The sequence below is a fragment of the Kitasatospora sp. NPDC004240 genome (assembly GCF_053603215.1).
Genome location: NZ_JBSGFD010000064.1, coordinates 13,215 through 31,101, shown reverse-complemented (window position 1 = coordinate 31,101; position 17,887 = coordinate 13,215). Strand labels below are relative to the sequence as shown.

Below are 17,887 nucleotides of genomic sequence, written 5' to 3'. Positions count from 1 at the left end.
AGCCGCGGGTTCACGGCCGGGAGGGGCTCCACCAGGGGCGTAGGGCGGTGAGGAGGCGGCACACGGTGAGGGTGGTGAGCAGCCAGGTGGCCAGGGCTGCGCCGAGGGAGATCCACCGGGTGGTGCGGGCGTTGAGGATGGCGAAGCCGTACACCAGCAGTCCGTTGACCCAGCCGCTGGTGGACGCCGCGCGCACGCGGTCGAGGAACAGGCGTTGACGGCGGGCCAGCCACTCGGCGAGGGGGCCGAGGCCGGTGAGGACGGCCGCGATCAGGGCGAGGATGACGATGCCGGGCGACCAGGAGGGCGTGCCCGGCACCCGGGTCTGGAAGAGGTACGCCACCACTGCCAGGTCAGCGGAGGCCGAGGCCGAGGTCGTAGACGCCCGGCCCCCGGCGCTGGAAGCGGGCCTCGCCGGTGATGCCCTCGTAGGCGAGGGTTCCGCCCTCGACGGTGCCGGTGAAGCCCCCGCCGTCGGGGACGGGTGCGTCGTCGGTGATCGGCAGGACGGCGCTGTAGGCGATCTCGCCGTTGTTGCCGTCCCGGCCGGCCGTGATGCGGACGGAGCCGTGGCAGAACGCGGTGCTCCTCCGCGGGTCGGCCTGGTCCTTGACGCACAGGTGGTGGGCGGAGCCGATCACGGCGCCGGTGGTGTCCTTGACCCGGCCGGTGAGGCTGTGGACATCGGCCTCGGGCGGGGTCGCGCCGAAGTCCAGGGTGAGCGCCTGGACGCTCGCGGCCCGCGGCGCGGCGGAGTCCTCGGCGAGGGCGGGCACGCTCAGCGCGCCGGCCGCGCCGATGATCAGGCCGGCCGCGGCCAGGGCGAGAATGCGCTTGCTGGGGGCGCGTCGCTGCATCGGGGTCGCCTTCCGCGGATCCTGCCGGGGCGGGCCCCCGGGTTCGCCCCCATCCTGATCGCGCCGGGGCGGGGCCGTGGCTCCCCGCGTGTCGCTACCGGAGGGTCCGGTGCGCCCGGGTGCGCCGGACGGGCCATGCGGAACGGCCGCCGGTCGGGCCGGCGCGGGCCGCGGGCGGTCCACCCGGTCGGCGGCCGCCCACCACCCGTACGGCGGGCGGCCGTCCGACGGAAAGCCGTCGGCCCGCGGTCCCGTCGGCCCGTCGCCGGGTCAGTCCTCGGACGGGCCGGCCGCGGTGCCGGGCGGCAGGACGTACAGCCCGGCGCGGGCGGCGAGGGCGGCGGCCGCGGCGGCGCGGTCGGCGTCGGCGGTGCCGACGGGTTCGCCGTTGATGTAGACGCGCAGGTAGAGCGGGGCGACGGTGGCCCGGATGACCTCGTGCGGGTCGGTGTCGGGCGGCACCTCGCCGCGGGCGATCGCGGCCCGGACGGCGACGGAGGTGATGTCCCGGCGGTGGGCGAGGACGGAGGACAGCGCCGTGCGCGCCTCGGGGGAGCGGATGGCGGCGGACACCATGACCTGGAGCCAGGCCTTGTGGGTCGGGTCCTCGTTGAGGGCGACGACGGCGCGGGCGATCGTGCGCAGGTCCTCCTCCAGGCCGGCGGACTCGCCGAGGCTGATGGTGACGGCCAGTTCGTCGGCGAGGTCGACGACGATCGCCTCCAGGGTGCCCCAGCGCCGGTAGACGGTGGTGGCCGCGACGCCGGCGCGGGCGGCGATCCGGTCGATGCGGGTGTCGGCGTAGCCGGTCTCGACGAGCTCGGCGAGGGTGGCCTCCAGGACGGTGGTGCGGGTGCGGGCCGTCCGGCCCCCGGGGCGCCGGCTGCCGGGCGCGGGGGAGGCGGGGGGCTGTGCGGTGCTGTCCAAATGAGAATCCTCTTGCGTTAAGCCGGGCGTCTTTGCCAGGATCAACACTAATGCAGATCGACCTGCATTAGCTCGGGGGGTTGGGCCCGGAGCGTCGTCGTGCCCGCACGGCGGCGTCGCCGTGCCCGTACGCGGTCGTGGGCGCGCTCGTTCGCGCCTGGGTGCCGCCGCCGTCGGTCGCGACGCCCGCCCGGGGCCGGACGTTCCGGCCGACGAGCTGTCGAGCGGACAGGCGCCGGCCGAGAGAGGCAGACCCATGGACATCCCCCACGTGGAACACCGGTTCGTCGAGGTGGCCGGCGTACGCGTCTTCTACCGCGAGGCCGGGCCGAAGGACGCGCCGACGCTGCTGCTCCTGCACGGCTTCCCGTCCTCCTCCGCCCAGTACCGGCGGCTGATCGACGCGCTCGGCGGCCGGTTCCACCTGGTCGCCCCCGACTACCCGGGCTTCGGGTACACCGAGGCACCGGAGGACTTCCCGTACTCCTTCGACGCCCTCGCCGACGTGACCGAGGGGTTCGTCCGCGCGGTCGGCCTGACGCGCTTCACGCTGTACGCCTTCGACTTCGGCGGCCCGGTCGGCTTCCGGCTGGCCACCCGGCACCCCGAGTGGATCGCCGGGCTGATCGTGCAGAACTCCAACGCCTACGAGGAGGGCCTGTCCGACATGGCCCGCGGCGCCATCGCCAACCGGCCCGGCGTGCCGGGCGCGGAGGAGGCCGTGCAGCCGCTCTTCACCCTGCCGGTCACCCGCGGCCAGTACGAGGGCGGCACCACCGAGCCCGCGCTGATCGCCCCGGACGGCTGGACCCTCGACCAGCACTTCCTGGACCTGCCCGGCCGCCGGGAGGCCCAGACGGCGCTGGCGCTCGACTACCACGGCAACGTCGCGCTGTACCCGCAGTGGCAGGCGTGGCTGCGCGAGCACCGGCCGCCGACGCTGGTGCTCTGGGGCGCCAACGACGCGTTCTTCCTCCCGGCCGGCGCCCAGGCCTTCCGCCGGGACGTGCCCGACGCGCGGATCCACCTGTTCGAGACCGGCCACTTCGCCCTGGAGGAGTGCCTGCCCGAGATCGCCCCGCTGATCGCGGAGTTCCTCGATGAGCTGCCGGCCGCGCCGCTGCGCATCGCCGTCCTCGGCGCGAGCGGCAACCTGGGCGGCGCCGTCGCCCGCGAGGCGGCGGCCCGGGGTCACCGGGTCACCGCGCTCGGGCGGGCCGACGCCGACGCCACCGACCCCGCGGCGCTCGCGGCCGCCCTTGCCGGCCACGACGCCGTCGTGGCCTCGCTCAAGGGTGGCGACCGGCTGGTGCCCCGGGCGGCGGCCGCCCTGCTGGAGGCCCTGCCCAAGGCCGGCGTTGACCGCCTGCTCTTCGTCGGAGGGGGCGGCAGCCTGGAGAGCGCGCCCGGCGTGCGCTTCGTCGACTCGCCGGACTTCCCGCCGCGGTACCTGGAGACCGCCCGTGACCAGGCCGAGGCGCTGGACGTGCTGCGGGCGGCGGACGCCACCGTCGACTGGTCGTACGTCAGCCCGCCGCCGATGTACCTCGTCCCGGGGGAGCGGACCGGCACCTACCGCGCCGAGGCCCGGGACACCCCGCTGGCCGACGCCGCGGGCGAGAGCCGGATCAGCGTCGGGGACTTCGCGAGCGCGGTCGTCGACGCCGTCGAGCGGGGCGGCTTCGTGCGTCGGCGCTTCACCGTGGCGTACTGACCCCTCCGGACCCCTGACGGGGGCCTGGCCGCCTGCCGCCGCCCCCCACCGGCGGCAGGCGGGTCAGGGGAGGGCCGGCGCCCCGGCCTCGGCGCCCCGGCCCGGCGTCTCGTGCCCCGGCGCCTCGGCCCGGTGTGTCGGTGCCGTCAGCCCCGCCGCTCCGCGGCCAGCAGCGCGCTCGCGATGCGGCGCGCCCGGGCCGCGGGCTCCGTGGTGCCCTCGCGGACCGCGGTGACGATGGCGCCGTCGATCAGCAGCACGAGGTGGTCGGCGAGGACGGCGTGTTCCTCGTAGCCGGCGTCGGTCAGCAGGTGGTCCAGGTACTCGGCCACGCTCGCCTTGTGCGCCGCCGCGACCCGGTGGGCGGCGCTGTCGCGGTCGGCCGCCTCGACCATGGTGTTGACGAAGGCGCAGCCGCGGAAGTCCTGCCGGGAGAAGCGTTCCGCCAGCGCGTCGAAGACCGCGAGCGGACGCTCCTCGGGCGGCAGGTCGCGGGCGTCCACCGATTCGCGCAGCCACTGGCGCCAGCGGGCGTCCCGGCCCTGGAGGACGGCCACCACCAGGTCGTCCTTGCTCGCGAAGTGCCGGTAGAAGGACGCCCGGCCCACACCGGACACGCTCAGGATGCGGTCGACGCCGACCGCGCGGACGCCCTCCGCGTAGAAGAGGTCCTCGGCCGTGCCGAGGAGCCGGGCTCGTGCCTGGGTTGCCATGGGGTGATGGTACCGATCGGTTCCGATTTCGCGGAACCCCCTTGACGCCAAACGGTACCGATCATTACCGTCCTGAAAACGAGAACGACCGGTACCGTCCTGGCGGCGGCGCCGGTGAACCGACCAGCCACCGACGGAAGGAACCACCGTGCCGCGGATACCGCAGCTCACCCCGGAGACCGCCGGGCCCGAACAGCAGGACCTCCTGGAGACGACCCGCGAACAGCTCGGCAGGGTCCCCAACCTCTACGCCTCGCTCGCCAACGGGCCCGCCGCCCTGCGCGGTTACCTCGCCCTGCGCGACTCGCTGACCGGCGGCGTCCTCGACGAGCGGCTGCGCGAGCAACTGGCCCTGCTCGTCGCCCAGGAGAACGACTGCCTCTACTGCGTCTCCGCGCACACCATGCGCGGCGGGCGGCTGCTGAAGATGACCGACGAGGAACTCCTCGCCACCCGCCGCGCCGAGGACGCCGACCCGCACGCCGGAGCCGTCCTGCGGATCGCCGCCGACCTCGTCCGCCGCCGCGGCCGGGTCGACGACGAACTGCTCGCCGAGGCCCGCCAGGACGGTGTCACCGACGCCGAACTCGCCGAGATCGTCGCGCACATCGCGCTCAACACGCTCTCCAACTACTTCAACCACCTGGCCGAGCCGGAGCTCGACTTCCCCCGCGTCCCCACCATGGACGTGACCGCCGCGAACGCGGAGGCGGCCCGGTGAACCCCCGCCTCAACTGGCGCGAGGACGCCACCGTCGAGCTCGTCCCCGGCTACACCCTGACCGCCGCCGACGGCAGCCCGGCCGAACGCCTCACCGGCGTCCGCTTCGCCTTCGAGGGCGGCTTCGCCCACATCGCCGTCCCGGGCACGGACGGCGTCCAGGTGGTCTCCGCCCCCGCCCTGCGCCGCCTCGACTACCCGGCCCCGGCGGACAGCTGACCCACGTACGGGACCGGGCCGACACGGAGGCGCCCCGGCCCCGGCGTGCAAGGGCCGGCCGGTGATCCACCCTGCGGATCACCGGCCGGCCGCTTGCCGTTCCGGGGCCGCCCGGAACCCGGGCCCGCCGGGCCCAGGACCCGGCCGGCCCTCAGTCGGCGCGGATGATGACCACCGGGCACGGCGCGTGCTGCACGCACTGCTGACTGACCGAGCCGAGCAACGCCCTCTTGAAGGTGCCCCGGCCCCGGTTGCCGACGACCAGCAGCTCGGCCCCCTGCGCGGCGTCGAGCAGGGCCTCGGCGGGGTTCGCGCGGATCACGTACGGACGCACCTCCACGGGCCGGTCACTGCCCAGGACCTCGTCCAACTCGTCCGCGAGCGTGCTGTGCGCCACCTCCAGGTCGAGGTCCGGCGGCACACCCGGCGCCGACCACCCGTACATCGGCGGCGCCTCCCACCCGGTGACGGCGTCCACCACCCCGCCGACCAGCTGGGCCTGGCGCATCGCCCACCTCAGCGCGGCGTACGACGACGGAGAACCGTCGAGTCCCACCACGATGCGGGGAGCCGACTCGCTGCTGTCCATTCCTGAGCACCCTCCGTCCGGCGTTCTTCCCCTCCACGCTCCGCGATGACCGCGGTTCCGACAACCCGGGGCAGGGCCGATCGGGGGGACACGGCCCCCGTCCTTCCCCCCGCCTGCCACGGAACCGCCCGGTGCGCCAACGGGGCTGCGCCGGCCGGGTGGTTCGGGGTTTCCCCGGACGGGCGTCGCCCCGCCGGGGGCCGGGGAGGGGAAGGATCGGCCACACGCGGCCGGGGAGAACACCGGCCACACCCGAGTACCGAGTGGCGAGAAGGGCGGGGATCCGATGGACGCGGACCGGCATCCGGCCACCGACGGCCCCGAGGACGCGGCGACGTCCGGTTCACCACCGACGGGACCGCTGCCGGCCGAGGGCCCCGGGCCGCGCACCGCCGCGCTGTGGGGCGGGGCGGTACTGGTGGCGGCCGCGGTGGCGGCGGTGCTGGTGACCCTGTGCGTACTGCTGCGGGCGGCCGTGGTGCCGCTGCTGATCGCCCTGCTGATCACCGCGCTGGTGGAACCGCTCAGCCGCCGGATGCGCGGGCGCGGGCTGCCCCCTGCGGCGGCCGCGGCACTCGGCTGCCTCACCCTGGTCGTGGTCGTCGGCACCGCGCTCTGGGTCGTCGTCCGGCTGATCGCGGACGCGGCGAGCGGGCTGACCGCCTCGCTGCAGGAGGCCCGCGACCGCGCCTCCGGGGACGACCCGTTCTCCCGGACGCTGCGGGGCGCGGCGGACGGGCTGGGCCAGCTCGGGAGCAGCCTCGGCGACGGCGTCGTGGCGGGCGTGCTCAGCGGGCTCGGACTGGCGGCGCAGGTGCTGGTGTGCGGGGTGCTGACCCTCGCCCTGGCGTTCTTCCTGCTGCGTGACCGCGACAAGGCGGTGGCGGGACTGCGCCGGGTGGCCCCCCACGGGCAGGAGGAACGCGTCGTGGCCGTCGCGCGCACCGGCTACGCGGCGATGTCCGGCTTCATGCGCGGCACCACGATCATCGCCGGGATCGACGCCGCGTTCATCACGCTGGGGCTCACCCTGCTCGGCGTACCGCACGCCGGCGGGCTGGGCGCCCTGGTCTTCGTCGGCGCGTACGTGCCCTACGCCGGCGCGTTCCTGTCCGGGCTGACGGCCGTGGTGGTCGCGTTCGCCGACGGCGGCCTCTCCAAGGCGCTGTGGACGCTGGGCATCGTCCTCGCCGTCCAGGCGATCGAGGGCGCCGTCCTGCAACCCACGATCCAGAGCCGCACGGTCTCGCTCCATCCCGCGGTGGTCCTGCTCGCCATCGCCGCCGGGGCCTCGCTCGGCGGACTGCTCGGCACGCTCCTGGCCGTCCCGCTCACCGCGGCCGCGGTCGGCATCGTCAAGCAGCTGCGTTCGGCGGTGCCGGCGCCGGACCGGGCCCCGGGCGGACCGCCGGGCCGGGCCTGAGCGGTTCCCTGCGGGTGACGCCGGGTCAGGGGCGTGCTGGGGCCTCGCGGACGCCGCCGGTGGCGGGGCGGGCGGCCCCGTCACCGGCGGACGGGCGTCCGTCAGGCCAGTGCGATCAGCCCCCGGTACTCCTCGCTCCACAGGTCCTCGTCCGCGTCCGGCAGCAGCAGGACCCGCTCGGGGCGCAGCGCGTCGATGGCGTCCTCGTCGTGGGTGACCATGACGACCGCCCCGGGGTAGTGGGCGACGGCGGCCAGCACCTCGTTCCGGGAGGCGGGGTCGAGATTGTTGGTGGGCTCGTCCAGCAGCAGCACGTTGGCGCCGCCGTGGACGAGCCCCGCCAGGGCCAGCCGGGTCTTCTCGCCGCCGGACAGCACCCCGGCCGGCTTGTCGGCGTCGTCCCCGCCGAACAGGAACGCGCCGAGCACCTGTCGGGCCTCGCCGTCGCTCAGGTGGGGCGCCGCGTCCGCCAGGTTCTGACGGACCGTGCGCTCCGGAGTGAGGGTGTCGTGCTCCTGGGCGAAGTAGCCGAGCCGCAGGCCGTGGCCGTGGACGACCCGGCCGCCGTCCGGCCGCTGCGCCCCGGCGAGGATCCGCAGCAGGGTGGTCTTGCCCGCGCCGTTCAGCCCGAGCACGACCAGCCGGCTGCCCCGGTCGACGGCGAGGTCCACCCCGTCCAGCACCCGGTGGTCGCCGTACGCCTTGGTCAGGGCGATCGCGCCCAGCGGGGTGCGGCCGCACGGCGCGGGCTCGGGCAGCCGGATCCTGGCCACCCGCTCGGTGCGCCGGACCGGTTCGAGCCCGGCGAGCATCCGGTCCGCGCGCCGGGCCATGCTCCGGGCGGTGACGGCGGTGGAGGCGCGGGCCTTCATCCGGTCGGCCTGGGCGTGCAGGGCGGCCGCCTTGCGTTCGGCGTTGGCCCGCTCCCGTTCGGCGCGGCGCCGCTCGCTCTCGCGCCGGGCGAGGTAGCCCTCCCAGCCGGTGCCGTGGACGTCGATGGTGGCGCGGGTGGCGTCGAGGTGGAAGACCCGGTTGACCACGTCGGCCAGCAGACCGGTGTCGTGGCTGATCACCACGAGGCCGCCCCGGTGGCCGAGGAGGAAGGTCCGCAGCCAGGCCAGCGAGTCGGCGTCGAGGTGGTTGGTCGGCTCGTCCAGCAGCAGGGTGCCGTCGTCGCCGGCGAACAGGATGCGCGCGAGTTCGACCCGGCGCTTCTGGCCGCCGGACAGCTCGCCGACGGGCGCGTGCAGCACCCGGTCCGGCAGGCCCAGGCCCGCCGCCACCCGGGCGGCCTCGGCCTCGGCCGCGTACCCGCCACCCGCCTGGAACGCGGCCTCGGCGCGGGCGTACGCGGCCATGGCGCGCTCCAGCGCCGCCGGGGTGTCGGTGGTGGCGGAGGTGGCGAGCGCGGCCTCGGCGGTGCGCAGCCGGTGCAGGGCCTCGTCGAGGCCGCGGGCGGACAGGATGCGGTCGAGGACCGTGACGGCCGGGTCGGCGGCCCGCGAGTCCTGCGCGAGGAGGCCGACGGGCCCGGTGCGGACGATGGTCCCCGCGTCCGGGGCCGACCGGCCGGCCAGCGCGGTGAGCAGGGTGGTCTTGCCCGCGCCGTTGCGGCCGACCAGGCCGACGCGGTCGCCGGGGGAGACGGTGAAGGAGATGCCGGAGAGCAGCAGGCGGGCGCCCGCGCGCAGCTCGACATCGCTGACGGTGATCATGGGATAACGCTCCGAATAGCGAAAGGACACACTTCTGGCGTGGAAGCGGGTCCTCGGCTAGGAGATTCGGGGCGTCGACATGCGGTCACGGTAACCCGGGCCGCCGAAGCGGGGCCAGCGAATTAATCGCCGGCCCCGGGGGCGGTAGTGGGTCGGGCTCCCGGCCGGACCGGGCCCGGGCTCAGCGGCGCGAGTGGCCGAACAGCACGCGGTACGCGACCAGGAGGGCGAAGGCCCCGGCGATCGCGGACCCCCAGGTCGCCAGGTCGAAGAACTCCTTCTGCACCGGCCGGTCCAGGAACGTGGCCGAGAGCCAGCCCCCGACGAAGGAGCCGGCGATGCCGATCAGGGTGGTGACGACGAAGCCGCCCGGGTCCTTGCCCGGCAGCAGGAACTTGGCGATGGCGCCGGCCGCGAGGCCCAGCACGATCCAGCTGATGATGCCCATGGTCGGCAACCCTCCGTTGTGTACGCGAAACTCCGTTCCGGTCATGGCATGAGACGCCGCCGGACGCCCCGCCGGTTGCCGCGGTTGCGCGTCGGCGCCCCTACCGCTGGGAGATTGCGGACGCGGCGGCTCAGACCTCGCCGAACTCGCCTGCGCGGACGGCGTCGAGGAAGGAGGACCAGGCGGCGGCGGGGAACACGAGGGCGGGGCCCCCGGGGTCCTTGCTGTCACGCACGGGGGCGAGGCCAGGGAAGTCGGGGGCGAGCTCGACGCAACTGCCGCCGTTGCTGCTGTAGCTGGACTTGTACCAGCGGGCGCCGGTCAGGTCGGCGGGCATGGGACAGCTCCTCCCGGGCTTCGCAGATCATGGAGACGGAGTCATCGGTCGACAGGGCCTCGACCTGCAGTCGATCGTAGTCCCTCAGTCTCCGCGGGGGTCTTTGACGAGCCGTTGACGCTCTGGCGACTCGCCCGTCGGTGGCTCAGACCTTGCCGAACTCCCCGGCGCGGACGGCGTCGAGGAAGGAGGACCAGGCGGCGGCGGGGAACACGAGGGCGGGGCCCCCGGGGTCCTTGCTGTCACGCACGGGGGCGAGGCCAGGGAAGTCGGGGGTGAGCTCGACGCAGGTGCCACCGTTGTTGCTGTAGCTGGACTTGTACCAGCGGGCGCCGGTCAGGTCAGTGGACATCGGACAGCTCCTTCCGTGCCTTACGGATCATGGAGACGGAGTCATCGGTCGACAGCGCCTCGACCTGCAGTCGATCGTAGTCCCTGTCCCAAGCGATGACGATGTCCCTTTCCCGTTCCAGCAGCCCGCGTTGGTGGGACTCCGTGTAGCCGAGCATTGTGCCGTCCTGATGGGTGACCAGATTGATCGGCAGCGTGAACGGTACGCGCTCGCCCCGCGCGACGGGCGAGATCTGGAGGACGACCCGATGGCGCTCCGCGAGCTCCTCCAGGTGCTCCAGTTGTTCGGCCATGACCTCGGGGCTGCCGATGGGGCGGTGGAGGCAGCTCTCGTCCAGGACCGCATGGATCAGCGGTGTCGGAGTCCGGTTGAGGAGCCGTTGGCGTAGCTGGAGATACTCGAGTCGCTCGTCCCCTTGCGCCTGGGTGATGCTGCCCCGGCGCACCGCACCCGAGGCGAGTGCATGGGCGTACGCCTCCGTCTGCAGGAGCCCCGGGATCACCGCCAGGTCGAAGATGCGGAGTTTGGCCGCCTTGGCCTCGTGGGTCACGTACTCGGGGAAGCCTTCGAGCAGGGCCGTGTGCTTGTGCTGGAACCACATCAGCAGCATGGTTCCGCCGGTCCCCAGTGCGTCGTCCACCTTGCGCGCGAACTTCTCGCTCGGCGCCTCGCGTGACGCAAGTTCGGTGTACGAGACGTACGAGGGGTCGTAGCCGACCGTCTTGGCCAGCTGCGCCTGCGTGAGCCCGGCGGCCTCTCTCGACCTGCGGAGCTGAATGCCGAAGGGGGCCCAGTGGCTTGACGTGGGGTCGAGTTCACGGCGGTTGACCATGCTTCACCAACTTGGGATGAGGTGTCTCTCAAGTCCAGTTCCATGGCCGATCCTACGGGGCGCGAGGCCATCCTGGGCACAGACCGTGAAATTCCAGTAGCGAAGAGCGACCGAGGTGCCCCGCCCATGACGATCCATCCGACCGCCGACCCTGAACCCCGCCGCGAGGGCTGGTCCTTCGGTTATCGCGACTTCCCTCCGTGTGCCTGCCCGGATCCCGGGTGCGACGGGCGGCCCGAGGCCGGGCGGCCGGTGGCTCCCGGGTTCACGCTTCAACCCCCGCCCCGCGGTGGCCGGTCGGACCCGCCGGGTGAGACGTACCGGCCGGGCGTCGGTGAACTCGTGCTCGACACCCTGCACGGCCGGCCGGGCGTCGTGATGCAGCTCGATGCGGGCGGGCCGGTCGCTCATCTCCGGCCGGAGCGCGGCGGTTGCGAGTGGGAGACCGACGCCCGCTGGCTGGCCCGCCCGCCGCACGAGAGCCCCTGACCTCCCCCCGGCTCACCCGGTGGCGAGGGCCGTCAGGTACGTGTGCACCGCGCCGGGGTCGGTCGCCGGGGCGATGAGGGCGATGTGGTTGTCGGGGCGGACGAGGACGAGGGCCTCGCCGGTGATCCCGTAGGCCCGGCGGGTCTCGCCGTCGGGGTCGCCGAGAGCCACCGGCCTTACGTGGGCCGGCAGTTCGGCGAGGGCGTCGTGGGTGCCCGGCCCGAGGCCGAGCAGGGTGAAGTGGTCGCCCGTGAAGTGCTCGAAGAGGCGGCCGGGCTTGCCGTCGGGGCCGGGGCAGGGGGCGTCGGGTGCCCGGTCGCCGGCCCTGAGCGAGCCGGTGAGGTGCTCGGCGGCGGGGTGGTCCGCGGCGAGGCGGCTCCATCGGTAGTTCAGGGAGAGGCCGGTGAAGTCGCCCACCCCGCCGGCCTCGACGCCGACGCCGGGGGTGGCGATCCCCTCGGTGACGGCCGCCATGCCGGCGCTGGTGACGTCGAGCGTCCAGGCGGCGATCGGCAGCCGCTCCTCCTGGTAGGTGTCCAGCAGGGCGGGCGCGGCGAGGCCGCGGACCACGTGGCCGAGCTTCCAGGCGAGGTTCCAGGCGTCCTGGATGCCGGTGTTCATGCCGAGGCCGCCCGCCGTGGGGTGGACGTGCGCGCAGTCGCCGGCCAGGAACACCCGGCCCTCGCGGTAGCGCTCGGCCATCCGGACGTTGACCCGCCAGGTGGAGAGCCAGGTGGCGTTGCTCAGCCGGATGTCGTCGCGGCCGGTGTGCCGCTCCGCCAGCCGCTGGAAGCTCTCCAGTGAGGGCGCGAGGGCCCGGCCGTCGGCGTCGGTCTCCGGGCTGGACTGGAGCTGCCAGCGGCGGCTGCCCTCGAACGGGCAGAGCATGAACGCGCCCTGCGGGCCGAACCACTGGTGCCAGGCGGCCGGGTCGAGGCCCTCGACCTCGACGTCGCCGCAGACCATCATCGGCTCCGGGTCGCCGTCGCCGACGAACGGGATGCCGAGCAGCTTGCGCACGGTGGAGCGCCCGCCGTCGCAGGCGACCAGGTACTCGGCGGAGATCCGCCGGCCGTCCGCGAGGAGCACCTCCACCCCGGTGTCGTCCTGGCGCAGGTCGACCAGTTCGGTGCCGAGCTCGACGGTCGGCCCGAATTCGGCGAGGCGCTCGCGCAGCAGTCGCTCCACCCGGGTCTGCGGCAGCCAGAGGCTCGCCGGGTAGGGCTCGGTGGCACTGGGCCGGACGCCGGCGAACACCTCGGTCTCGTTGACGAAGGTGCCCTCGAAGTACTTGTGGAACGGCAGGTGGGTGCGGCCGGCGGCGGCCAACCCCTCGCCCACCCCCAGGTCCGCGAGGACCTCCAGGCTGCGCGGGTTGAGCGTCTTGCCGCGTGAGCCGGTGTGGAAGGCGGTCGCCCTCTCGATCACACGGACCGTCACGCCCTGCCTGGCCAGCCCGCACGCCAGCGTCAGTCCGGTCGGCCCCGCCCCCACGATCACCACGGTCGTCATGTCCGTCCGTCCTTCCGGTCGTCGTCGATGAACACCATGGAACAGCAACTAGGTAACAAAAGCAACCGAGTAACAAAATTGCCCGGGTTATGATCGCCGTATGAGTCCGAGCGAACCAGAACCGGGTCTGCGGACCCTGAAGAAGCGGCGCACCCGGCAGACCATCGCCGACGTCGCCATCGCCCTCTTCCTCGACCGGGGATTCGACCAGGTCTCGGTGGCCGAGATCGCCGCCGCCGCCGAGGTCTCCAAGCCCACCCTGTTCCGGTACTTCGCCAGCAAGGAGGAGTTGGTCCTGCACCGCTTCGCCGACCACCTCGGCGAGGCGGGCCGGGTGGTGCGCGAACGGGCCGCCGGGCTCACCCCGCTGGACGCCCTGGAGCGCCACCACCTGGCCGGGCTGGCGGCCCGCGAGCCCAACACCGGGCTGACCGACGATCCCGAGGTGCTCGCCTTCCTCCGGCTGGTCTACGAGACCCCCGCCCTCTCCGCCCAGCTCAGGGAGTACCTCGACGCCGACACCCGCGCGCTCGCCGAGGCGCTGGACCCGGACGGCGCGGTCGCCGCCCGCCTCCTCGCCGCGCAGTACGTGGCCGTCCGCCAGGTGCTCGCCCGGTCCGTCTGGACCCGGCTCGCCACCGGGCAGGACGTCGAGGAGGCCGGCCGGCAGGCCGCCGCCGAGACCGCCACGGCGTTCGCCCTGCTGCGCGACGGAGCCTGCGCCCAGGGGTTCTGAGGTCGCCCCGCGCGACCGGCCGGGCGGTGCGGCGGCGGTGACGGTCGGTCGGGCGCGGACCGACCGACCGGGCCGACAGTGAGGGGCGTGCCGACGGTGCACGGAGTGTCGAGAATCTCCGCACGTGAGGCACACCGTGCCGCGCCGCCCGCGCCTAGATTTCTGCGCTTGGGCCGGACGGCCCGGGGGCGCGCCCGCCCGGGCGGTGGAGGGGATCGGATGTCGCAGGAGAAGCTGGCCGGGTTCGTCGAGGCCGCCGCCACCGGGTTCGCCGTGCCCGGTGCCGTGGTCGGCGTGCTGGTGGACGGCCGGGAGCTCTACGCCGCCCACGGTGTGACGGGCGTCGAGTACCCGCGCCCGGTGCACGAGCGGACGCTGTTCCCGCTGGGCCCGGTGGTCACCACGATCACGGCGACCGCGCTCGTACGGCTGGCGGCGCGGGGCCGGGTGGACCTCGACGCGCCGGTGCGGCGGTACGTTCCCGAGTTCGCGCTGCCCGACGAGCGGGCGGCCTCCGCGATCACCGTGCGCACCCTGCTCGACCACACGGCCGGGCTGGACCACGACGTGGTGGACGGCGGACCGGCGGCCGAGTCCCTGGCGGAGGCCGTGACCCGGATGGCGGGGCTCCCGGTGGTCGCCGCTCCGGGTGAGCGGGCCTCGTACAGCCGGGCCGGTTACAAGCTGGCCGGCCGGGTGATCGAGAAGGTCACCGGGCTGCCGTACGAGCAGGCCGTCGCCCGGCTGGTGCTGGAGCCGGTGGGGCTGACGGACACGTTCTTCGACCTGGACGACATGATCGTCCGCGAGTGCTCGACGGGCTACCACCGGGACGAGGACGGACGGCTGCGCGCGGTCACGCCGTGGAAGGCGCTGCGGGGCGGCGCCCGTGGCGAGGACCCCGCCGGGGGCGGGGTCTCCTCGGCGAGCGATCTGCTGCGCTGGGCGCGCTTCCACCTCGGCGGCGGGGACGGTGTGCTGCCCGCCGAGGCGCTGCACGGCATGCGGCGCCGGACCGCCGGGCTCCACGGTGGCGCGTCCGGCGACGCGTCAGCCGACCCCGGCGAGGCGTCCGGCGACGGGTTCGGCCTCGGCTGGCTCCTGCGCCGGGTGGGCGGGACCGCCACGATCGGGCACGGCGGCGCGGCCGACGGGCAGTCCGCCGAGCTGGTCATCGTGCCCGAGCGGAACACCGCCGTCGTCTCGCTCGCCAACCTCGGCCCGGACGGCCGGGCCTTCAACCAGGCCGTGGTCCGCTGGGCTCTGGAGGAGTTCGCCCCCCGCACCCCCCGCGCCGCGCGGGACGGCGGGCCGCTCGCCTACGGCGGGCCCCTGAACTGGGTGACGGCCTGCCGGTAGGGAACGCCCGGAGTGCCGCCCGGGCGCCGTAGCCGCCCCGGCTCAGCCCGGAACGTCCCCGGGCCGGCAGCCGCACGAGCGCCGCACCACCATCCGCGTCGGGAAGGTCCGCGCACCCGCCGGGGCGGGTCCGTCCTCCTCCCGGGCCTTCAGCACCAGGTCGACGGCGGCGCGCGCCATCGCGTCCTGGGCGATGGTCACGGTGGTGAGCGGAGGGCCGGCGATGACCGCCTCCGCGATGTCGTCGAACCCGGCCACCGCGAGGTCCTCCGGCACCCGGATCCCCAGGTCGTCGGCGGCCCGCAGCAGACCGATCGCCTGGTCGTCCGTCGCGCAGAACACGGCGGCCGGGCGGTCGGGACGGCGCAGCAGGGCGAGCGCCTCGGCGTGGGCGCGGACGCGGTCGAACGGCGCGGGGACCAGCCGTCCCCCGGTCGGCAGCCCTGCCTCGGCCAGGGCGGCGGCCCACCCGGCGGTGCGGGCGGTGACCGGGTCGTTGGCGCTGAGCGCGAACGTCCCGCCGAAGCAGTGCACGTCGGTGTGGCCGTGCGCCTCCAGCAGGTGCCGCACCACCTCGCGCGCGCCGCCCTCGTCGTCCGCGACGACGGCCACCCCGCTCTCGGTCTCCGCGCGGTGGTGCAGCAGTACGACCGGTGTCCCGTCGCGGACGTCGGCCCCGGCGACCCCGGGCACCGAGGGGTCCTGGGTGACCAGGATCAGGCCGTCCACCTGCATGCCCTGGAACGCCCGGACGTAGTGCGCCTCGCGCTCGTCCGCGTAGTCCGAGTTCCCGATCAGCAGCAGCCGGCCGCGCTCGGCCGCCGCCTGCTCCACGAGGTGGGCCAGCTCGGCGAAGAACGGCTGCCGCGCGTCCGGGACGACCATGCCGATCAGGTCGCTGCGCCGACGGGCCATCGCCCGAGCGACGCGGTCGGGCCGGTACCCGAGCTCCGCGACGGCGGCCAGCACCCGCTCCCGGGTCTGCGCCGCGACCGGGCGCGGCCCGTCGTTGATCACATAGCTGACCACCGCGGTCGACGTCCCCGCCGCCCTCGCCACATCGTCCCGTGTCACCCTCGCCATGCCCGTGAGCCTACACACCCCCACCGACGGCCCGACCTGGGGTTTTCCCGCCGCTGGGTCAGGAGCAGGTCCTCGGCCCCCGCGGCGGGACGGGCCGCCCACCGGTCGCGGCCGGGCCGATTCGGCCACCCGGCCGTAGGGGTGGGCGCCACGGTGTCCACGCCCGTTGCCGCACGCTCCGATGATCGGCGGTTTCCGCTGGTCGGAGGGGTTTCCACGCGGTCCTTCGCAGGCGTACGGTGGCTCCACGGCGTCGCGTCCGCCAGGTGCTCCGGGCCGTCGGGTGCGCCGGGTGTGCCGCCGGGTCCGTGTCGGCACGCCCCGCCGGAGGCCGTGATGGCAGACCGGATGGCCTTCTTCACCACCCCGCGCGCGGAGCGGGCGCGGCGGGACGCGCGGGAGCGGCTGGGGGACTGGCGGGAGGTGTACCGGCCCGGGGCCCTGCTGCCCGTGGTCGGAGGCCAGGCGGGCCGGTGCATGGACTGCGGCCTGCCCTTCTGCCACAACGCCTGTCCGCTGGGCAACAACATCCCGGACTGGAACCGGCTGGTGGCCGCGGACGGCTGGCGGGCGGCCGCCGCGTGCCTGCTGGCGACCAACAACTTCCCCGAGTTCACCGGGAGGTTGTGCCCGGCGCCCTGCGAGAGCGCGTGCGTCCTGGCGATCGACGGCGCCGCCGTGACGATCAAGAACGTGGAGCTGGCGATCGCCGACCGCGCCTGGGACGAGGGCTGGGACGCGCCGCTTCCGCCCGAGCGGACCACCGGACTGCGGGTGGCGGTGGTCGGTTCGGGCCCGGCCGGCCTGGCCGCGGCTCAGCAGCTGACCCGGGCCGGGCACCGCACCACGGTGTACGAGCGGGCGGACCGTCCCGGCGGGCTGCTGCGCTACGGCATCCCGCCGTTCCGCCTGGAGAAGCACCGGCTGGACCGCCGGCTCGACCAGATGCGGGCCGAGGGCACGGCGTTCCGCACCGGGGTGCACGTGGGCCGGGACGTGCCGGCCCGCGAACTGCGGGCCGGCTGCGACGCGCTGGTGGTCGCGGTCGGGGCCACGGCCTGCCGGGAGCTGCGGGTGCCGGGGCGCGGCCTCCCGGGCGTCCACCAGGCGATCGACTACCTGACCTGGTCGAACCGGGTGGACGAGGGCGAACGTCCGGTGTCCGCGGCGTCCCCGGTGTCCGCGGCGTCCCCGGCGCTCCCGGTGTCCGCGGAGGGGAGGAACGTGGTGGTCGTCGGCGGCGGGGACACCGCGGCGGACTGCCTCGGTACGGCGCTGCGGCAGCGGGCGGCGTCCGTCACCCAACTCGACATCAATCCGCGCCCGCCCGGGCGCCGGGCGCAGGAGCAGCCCTGGCCGGTCCACCCGAAGGTGTACCGGGAGACCACCTCGCACGAGGAGTCCGGAGCGGCGGAGGCCGGTCCGCGGGTGTTCGCCGCGACCACGGTCGCGTTCGAGCCGGGCCCGGACGGGCGGCTCGCCGCGGTCCGCTTCGCCGACGCCGAACCGGTGGGCCGCGGCCCCCGGCCCGGCACCGAGCGGGCCGTCCCGGCGGAACTGGTGCTGCTGGCACTCGGCTTCACGGGCCCCGACCCCGGGCAGCCGCTGACGGCCCAACTCGGCCTCGCCGTCACCCCGGAGACCACCTTCGCCCGGGACGACGCCTTCGCCACCGCGGTGGACGGCGTCTTCGTCGCCGGTGACGCCGGGCGCGGGCAGTCGCTGATCGTCTGGGCGATCGCCGAGGGGCGTTCGGTCGCCGCGGCGGTGGACCGCTACCTGCGCGGGGCCACCGAACTCCCCGCGCCGGTCCGCCCGTCCGACCGGGCCCTCACCGCGTGATCCGCCCGGCCCCGCCCGCT

General features: G+C 75.0%; 20 protein-coding genes. 8 read left to right on the top strand and 12 right to left on the bottom strand.

Features of this window, described 5'->3' with window-relative positions:
* Nucleotides 1-10: 10 nt before the first annotated feature.
* The 3 genes from ACWEQL_RS19245 to ACWEQL_RS19235 form a co-directional block, all read right to left on the bottom strand.
* A complete protein-coding gene (locus ACWEQL_RS19245; RefSeq protein WP_452151457.1) occupies nt 11-343 on the bottom strand; it encodes a hypothetical protein in 333 nt (110 codons plus the stop codon).
* Between the two features lie 10 nt (nt 344-353).
* Nucleotides 354-857 carry a hypothetical protein gene (locus tag ACWEQL_RS19240; RefSeq protein ID WP_452151456.1) on the bottom strand — a complete coding sequence of 168 codons (504 nt, stop codon included), beginning with the start codon at nt 855-857 and terminating at the stop codon, nt 354-356.
* A 270-nt stretch (nt 858-1,127) separates the two neighbouring features.
* Entirely contained in the window at nt 1,128-1,784 is a 657-nt protein-coding gene (locus tag ACWEQL_RS19235) for a TetR/AcrR family transcriptional regulator (RefSeq protein ID WP_452151455.1), read from the bottom strand.
* Between the two features lie 256 nt (nt 1,785-2,040).
* Here ACWEQL_RS19235 and ACWEQL_RS19230 point away from each other — a divergent pair, with 256 nt between their 5' ends.
* Nucleotides 2,041-3,498, top strand: a complete 1,458-nt coding sequence (locus tag ACWEQL_RS19230) for an alpha/beta fold hydrolase (protein WP_452151454.1) — start codon at nt 2,041-2,043, stop codon at nt 3,496-3,498.
* Between the two features lie 146 nt (nt 3,499-3,644).
* On the opposite strand, the gene ACWEQL_RS19225 is transcribed toward ACWEQL_RS19230, so the two are convergent.
* Nucleotides 3,645-4,211 carry a TetR/AcrR family transcriptional regulator gene (locus tag ACWEQL_RS19225; RefSeq protein ID WP_452151453.1) on the bottom strand — a complete coding sequence of 189 codons (567 nt, stop codon included), beginning with the start codon at nt 4,209-4,211 and terminating at the stop codon, nt 3,645-3,647.
* A gap of 148 nt (nt 4,212-4,359) precedes the next feature.
* On the opposite strand from ACWEQL_RS19225, the gene ACWEQL_RS19220 reads away from it, so the two are divergent.
* Nucleotides 4,360-4,932 (top strand): carboxymuconolactone decarboxylase family protein, encoded by a 573-nt coding sequence (locus ACWEQL_RS19220; RefSeq protein ID WP_452151452.1) that lies wholly within the window; start codon nt 4,360-4,362, stop codon nt 4,930-4,932.
* Nucleotides 4,929-5,150, top strand: a complete 222-nt coding sequence (locus tag ACWEQL_RS19215; RefSeq protein WP_452151451.1) for a hypothetical protein — start codon at nt 4,929-4,931, stop codon at nt 5,148-5,150. Before ACWEQL_RS19220 ends, ACWEQL_RS19215 begins: the two co-directional genes overlap by 4 nt.
* Before the next feature lie 151 nt (nt 5,151-5,301).
* On the opposite strand, the gene ACWEQL_RS19210 is transcribed toward ACWEQL_RS19215, so the two are convergent.
* The gene (locus ACWEQL_RS19210; RefSeq protein ID WP_452151450.1) at nt 5,302-5,739 is read right to left on the bottom strand and encodes a universal stress protein; all 438 of its coding nucleotides are present in this window, start codon (nt 5,737-5,739) and stop codon (nt 5,302-5,304) included.
* A gap of 286 nt (nt 5,740-6,025) precedes the next feature.
* Between ACWEQL_RS19210 and ACWEQL_RS19205 the strand changes: the two genes are divergently transcribed.
* Complete coding sequence (locus ACWEQL_RS19205) at nt 6,026-7,162, top strand: AI-2E family transporter (protein ID WP_452151449.1); 1,137 nt, start codon at nt 6,026-6,028, stop codon at nt 7,160-7,162.
* A 101-nt stretch (nt 7,163-7,263) separates the two neighbouring features.
* On the opposite strand, the gene ACWEQL_RS19200 is transcribed toward ACWEQL_RS19205, so the two are convergent.
* The 5 genes from ACWEQL_RS19200 to ACWEQL_RS19180 form a co-directional block, all read right to left on the bottom strand.
* Complete coding sequence (locus ACWEQL_RS19200) at nt 7,264-8,877, bottom strand: ABC-F family ATP-binding cassette domain-containing protein (RefSeq protein WP_452151448.1); 1,614 nt, start codon at nt 8,875-8,877, stop codon at nt 7,264-7,266.
* 181 nt (nt 8,878-9,058) lie between these two features.
* A complete protein-coding gene (locus tag ACWEQL_RS19195; protein ID WP_452151447.1) occupies nt 9,059-9,325 on the bottom strand; it encodes a GlsB/YeaQ/YmgE family stress response membrane protein in 267 nt (88 codons plus the stop codon).
* A 130-nt stretch (nt 9,326-9,455) separates the two neighbouring features.
* Nucleotides 9,456-9,662 (bottom strand): DUF397 domain-containing protein, encoded by a 207-nt coding sequence (locus tag ACWEQL_RS19190; protein ID WP_452151446.1) that lies wholly within the window; start codon nt 9,660-9,662, stop codon nt 9,456-9,458.
* A gap of 145 nt (nt 9,663-9,807) precedes the next feature.
* A complete protein-coding gene (locus tag ACWEQL_RS19185; protein ID WP_452151445.1) occupies nt 9,808-10,014 on the bottom strand; it encodes a DUF397 domain-containing protein in 207 nt (68 codons plus the stop codon).
* Entirely contained in the window at nt 10,004-10,846 is an 843-nt protein-coding gene (locus ACWEQL_RS19180; RefSeq protein WP_452151444.1) for a helix-turn-helix domain-containing protein, read from the bottom strand. The genes ACWEQL_RS19185 and ACWEQL_RS19180 overlap by 11 nt, the downstream gene beginning before the upstream one ends.
* A 342-nt stretch (nt 10,847-11,188) precedes the next feature.
* Between ACWEQL_RS19180 and ACWEQL_RS19175 the strand changes: the two genes are divergently transcribed.
* A complete protein-coding gene (locus ACWEQL_RS19175) occupies nt 11,189-11,335 on the top strand; it encodes a hypothetical protein (RefSeq protein ID WP_452151443.1) in 147 nt (48 codons plus the stop codon).
* Nucleotides 11,336-11,347: 12 nt separating this feature from the next.
* On the opposite strand, the gene ACWEQL_RS19170 is transcribed toward ACWEQL_RS19175, so the two are convergent.
* The gene (locus ACWEQL_RS19170; protein ID WP_452151442.1) at nt 11,348-12,847 is read right to left on the bottom strand and encodes an FAD-dependent monooxygenase; all 1,500 of its coding nucleotides are present in this window, start codon (nt 12,845-12,847) and stop codon (nt 11,348-11,350) included.
* A 100-nt stretch (nt 12,848-12,947) separates the two neighbouring features.
* Between ACWEQL_RS19170 and ACWEQL_RS19165 the strand changes: the two genes are divergently transcribed.
* Together ACWEQL_RS19165 and ACWEQL_RS19160 are read left to right on the top strand one after the other, a co-directional pair.
* Complete coding sequence (locus ACWEQL_RS19165) at nt 12,948-13,583, top strand: TetR/AcrR family transcriptional regulator (protein ID WP_452151441.1); 636 nt, start codon at nt 12,948-12,950, stop codon at nt 13,581-13,583.
* 219 nt (nt 13,584-13,802) lie between these two features.
* Nucleotides 13,803-14,942, top strand: a complete 1,140-nt coding sequence (locus ACWEQL_RS19160) for a serine hydrolase domain-containing protein (RefSeq protein ID WP_452151440.1) — start codon at nt 13,803-13,805, stop codon at nt 14,940-14,942.
* 42 nt (nt 14,943-14,984) lie between these two features.
* On the opposite strand, the gene ACWEQL_RS19155 is transcribed toward ACWEQL_RS19160, so the two are convergent.
* Complete coding sequence (locus ACWEQL_RS19155; RefSeq protein ID WP_452151439.1) at nt 14,985-16,025, bottom strand: LacI family DNA-binding transcriptional regulator; 1,041 nt, start codon at nt 16,023-16,025, stop codon at nt 14,985-14,987.
* 336 nt (nt 16,026-16,361) lie between these two features.
* On the opposite strand from ACWEQL_RS19155, the gene ACWEQL_RS19150 reads away from it, so the two are divergent.
* Entirely contained in the window at nt 16,362-17,867 is a 1,506-nt protein-coding gene (locus tag ACWEQL_RS19150) for a glutamate synthase subunit beta (protein ID WP_452151438.1), read from the top strand.
* Nucleotides 17,868-17,887: the final 20 nt, after the last annotated feature.

Coding starts and splice junctions, on each gene's coding strand:
- ACWEQL_RS19180 (WP_452151444.1), bottom strand. CDS start 10,846: ATGGTCAACCGCCGTGAACTCGACCCCACGTCAAGCCACTGGGCCCCC.
- ACWEQL_RS19200 (WP_452151448.1), bottom strand. CDS start 8,877: ATGATCACCGTCAGCGATGTCGAGCTGCGCGCGGGCGCCCGCCTGCTG.
- ACWEQL_RS19205 (WP_452151449.1), top strand. CDS start 6,026: ATGGACGCGGACCGGCATCCGGCCACCGACGGCCCCGAGGACGCGGCG.
- ACWEQL_RS19195 (WP_452151447.1), bottom strand. CDS start 9,325: ATGGGCATCATCAGCTGGATCGTGCTGGGCCTCGCGGCCGGCGCCATC.
- ACWEQL_RS19225 (WP_452151453.1), bottom strand. CDS start 4,211: ATGGCAACCCAGGCACGAGCCCGGCTCCTCGGCACGGCCGAGGACCTC.
- ACWEQL_RS19150 (WP_452151438.1), top strand. CDS start 16,362: ATGGCAGACCGGATGGCCTTCTTCACCACCCCGCGCGCGGAGCGGGCG.
- ACWEQL_RS19190 (WP_452151446.1), bottom strand. CDS start 9,662: ATGCCCGCCGACCTGACCGGCGCCCGCTGGTACAAGTCCAGCTACAGC.
- ACWEQL_RS19165 (WP_452151441.1), top strand. CDS start 12,948: ATGAGTCCGAGCGAACCAGAACCGGGTCTGCGGACCCTGAAGAAGCGG.
- ACWEQL_RS19160 (WP_452151440.1), top strand. CDS start 13,803: ATGTCGCAGGAGAAGCTGGCCGGGTTCGTCGAGGCCGCCGCCACCGGG.
- ACWEQL_RS19185 (WP_452151445.1), bottom strand. CDS start 10,014: ATGTCCACTGACCTGACCGGCGCCCGCTGGTACAAGTCCAGCTACAGC.
- ACWEQL_RS19240 (WP_452151456.1), bottom strand. CDS start 857: ATGCAGCGACGCGCCCCCAGCAAGCGCATTCTCGCCCTGGCCGCGGCC.
- ACWEQL_RS19210 (WP_452151450.1), bottom strand. CDS start 5,739: ATGGACAGCAGCGAGTCGGCTCCCCGCATCGTGGTGGGACTCGACGGT.
- ACWEQL_RS19155 (WP_452151439.1), bottom strand. CDS start 16,025: ATGGCGAGGGTGACACGGGACGATGTGGCGAGGGCGGCGGGGACGTCG.
- ACWEQL_RS19230 (WP_452151454.1), top strand. CDS start 2,041: ATGGACATCCCCCACGTGGAACACCGGTTCGTCGAGGTGGCCGGCGTA.
- ACWEQL_RS19170 (WP_452151442.1), bottom strand. CDS start 12,847: ATGACGACCGTGGTGATCGTGGGGGCGGGGCCGACCGGACTGACGCTG.